Source organism: Trujillonella humicola, assembly GCF_046233715.1.
Taxonomy (GTDB): domain Bacteria; phylum Actinomycetota; class Actinomycetes; order Mycobacteriales; family Geodermatophilaceae; genus Trujillonella; species Trujillonella humicola.
The window spans coordinates 1-2,194 of sequence record NZ_JBJNRJ010000045.1 but is presented as its reverse complement, the minus strand read 5'-3'; the positions used below and the strand labels follow the sequence as shown (position 1 = coordinate 2,194).

Genomic DNA, 2,194 nt, shown 5'->3' with positions numbered 1-2,194 from the left:
GAAGGCCTCGACGGTGTCCGAGCCTACGGCGTGGGGGGGGGCGCGCGCCCGGCCCGCCCGCCGGCGCCGCCCCGCCGGGCCCCGGGGCCTGGTCCCGGCCGGGACCGCGGCCCACCTGGTGATCGGGCCCGACGGGTCGGTCACCCTCCGCGGGACCCCCGAGCCGGCCGAGGCGCCCCCTGCTCCGCCGGCGGAGGACTGAGGTGGCCGCTCCTCCCGGTCCGGACCCCGGCCGGCGCGCCGAGCGCGCCCTGCCCGCCCGTGGTCAGCGGTCCGGCGGGCCGCCGCGCCCGGCCGGCGCGTTCACCCCGCGGCGCGCGCCCGGCCGCCGGCGCCGGGCCACGCTGCCCGTGCTGCCCGTGCGGGGGCTGCGGGTCGGGATGGCGCTGATCGCCATCGCGCTGCTGCTGGTCACCGGCCGGCTGGTGCTCCTCCAGGGCGTCGACGGCGGGGAGTACGCCGAGGCCGCCTCCCAGGCGCGGCTGCGTACGGTCGAGATCGCCGCGCTGCGCGGCCAGGTCCTCGACCGCCACGGCAACCTGCTCGCCTACACCGTCGACGCCTCCCGGGTCACCGCCGACCCCTCGCTCGTGGCGGACCCGCAGCGGACGGCGCTGGCGCTCACCACGCTCCTCGACGTCCCCGTGTCCGACCTCACCGAGCGGCTGCAGCGGGACGGCCGCTACGTCGAGCTCGCCCGCCAGGTCCCCCCGCAGACCGTCAGCGCCGTCCAGCAGCTGCGGCTTCCCGGGATCCTCTTCGAGGACGACCCGGTGCGGCTCTACCCGGCCGGGTTCGTCGGCGGGCAGGTCGTCGGCTTCGTCGGTGCGGACGGCGACGGGCTGGCCGGCATCGAGCAGCGCTTCGACGCGCAGCTGTCCGGTACCGACGGCGAGCGCCGCTACGAGGTCGGCAGCGGCGGCAACCCCATCCCGTCGGGCATCGACGAGTCCACGGAGGCCGTCGACGGCAGCTCGGTGCAGCTGACCCTGGACCAGGACGTGCAGTTCGTGCTGGAGCAGCGGCTGGCCGAGGCCTGCGGCGACGGGGCGACCACCCGAGCCTCGGCGGTGGTCCTCGACGTGCACACCGGCGAGGTCGTGGCGATGGGCAGCTGCCCCGGCTACGACCCGGGGGCCGCGCGCAGCACCGACCCGGAGCTGCTGGGCAACCCGGTGGTCTCCCAGGTCTTCGAGCCCGGCTCGGTGATGAAGGCCGTCACCCTCGCGGGCGCGATCGAGGAGGGGCTGACCACCCCCGACGAGGTGCTCACCGTCCCGGACCGCATCCAGGCCGGCGACGTCGTGGTGACCGATGCCCACGACCACGAGCCGATCGACTGGACGGTGACCGGCATCCTCGCCAAGTCCAGCAACGTCGGCACGATCATGCTCGCCCGCGAGCTCGGCGACCAGCGCCTCGAGGAGTACCTGCGGGCCTTCGGCGTCGGCAGCACCACCGGCATCGAGCTGCCCGGCGAGAGCGCCGGAATCCTGGAGCCGTCGGAGGACTGGACGGCCAGCCGGGCGGCCAACGTCCCCATCGGCCAGGGCGTGTCGGTGACCACCCTGCAGATGGCGTCGGTCTACCAGGTGCTGGCCAACGGCGGGGTCCGCATCGAGCCACGGCTGGTGTCCTCCGTCACCGCCCCCGACGGCACCGTCACCCCGGCCCCGCGGCCGCAGCCGACCCGCGTGGTCAGCGAGGAGACCGCGGCCGACATGGCCGCCATGCTGGAGGCGGTGGTGGGCCCGGGCGGCACCGCGCCGCTCGCGCAGGTGGACGGCTTCCGCGTGGCCGGCAAGACCGGCACGGCGCAGCGCGCCAACCCCGAGTGCGGCTGCTACGCCGGCGGCGGCTACGTGACCACCTTCGTCGGCTTCGCCCCGGCCGACGACCCGCAGTACGTGGTCGCGGTCGACCTGGAACGCCCCACCAGCTCGGCGGAGGGCGGCCAGGTCGCCGCGCCGGTCTTCGCCGACGTGATGCGCCACGCCCTCACCGCCGGGGGCGTCGTGCCCTCCGGCACCGCCCGCCCGGAGTTCGTGCTGACGGCCGAGGACTGACCCTGGACCAGCCCTGACCCCGGCCTCCTGCCGGGGGGGGGGGGGGGGGGGGGGGGGGGGGGGGGGGGGGGGGGGGGGGGGGGGGGGGGGGGGGGGGGGGGGGGGGGGGGGGGGGGGGGGGGGGGGGG

Annotated in this window: 2 protein-coding genes; both read left to right on the top strand. The window is 77.7% G+C overall.

The annotated features are described in order from the left end of the window. Nucleotides 1–202 (top strand): hypothetical protein (locus tag ACK586_RS18845; RefSeq protein ID WP_425330390.1); only part of this gene is annotated, 202 nt, incomplete at its 5' end. A gap of 1 nt (nucleotide 203) precedes the next feature. Beyond that, nucleotides 204–2,066 (top strand): peptidoglycan D,D-transpeptidase FtsI family protein, encoded by a 1,863-nt coding sequence (locus ACK586_RS18840; RefSeq protein ID WP_409332035.1) that lies wholly within the window; start codon nucleotides 204–206, stop codon nucleotides 2,064–2,066. Nucleotides 2,067–2,194: the final 128 nt, after the last annotated feature.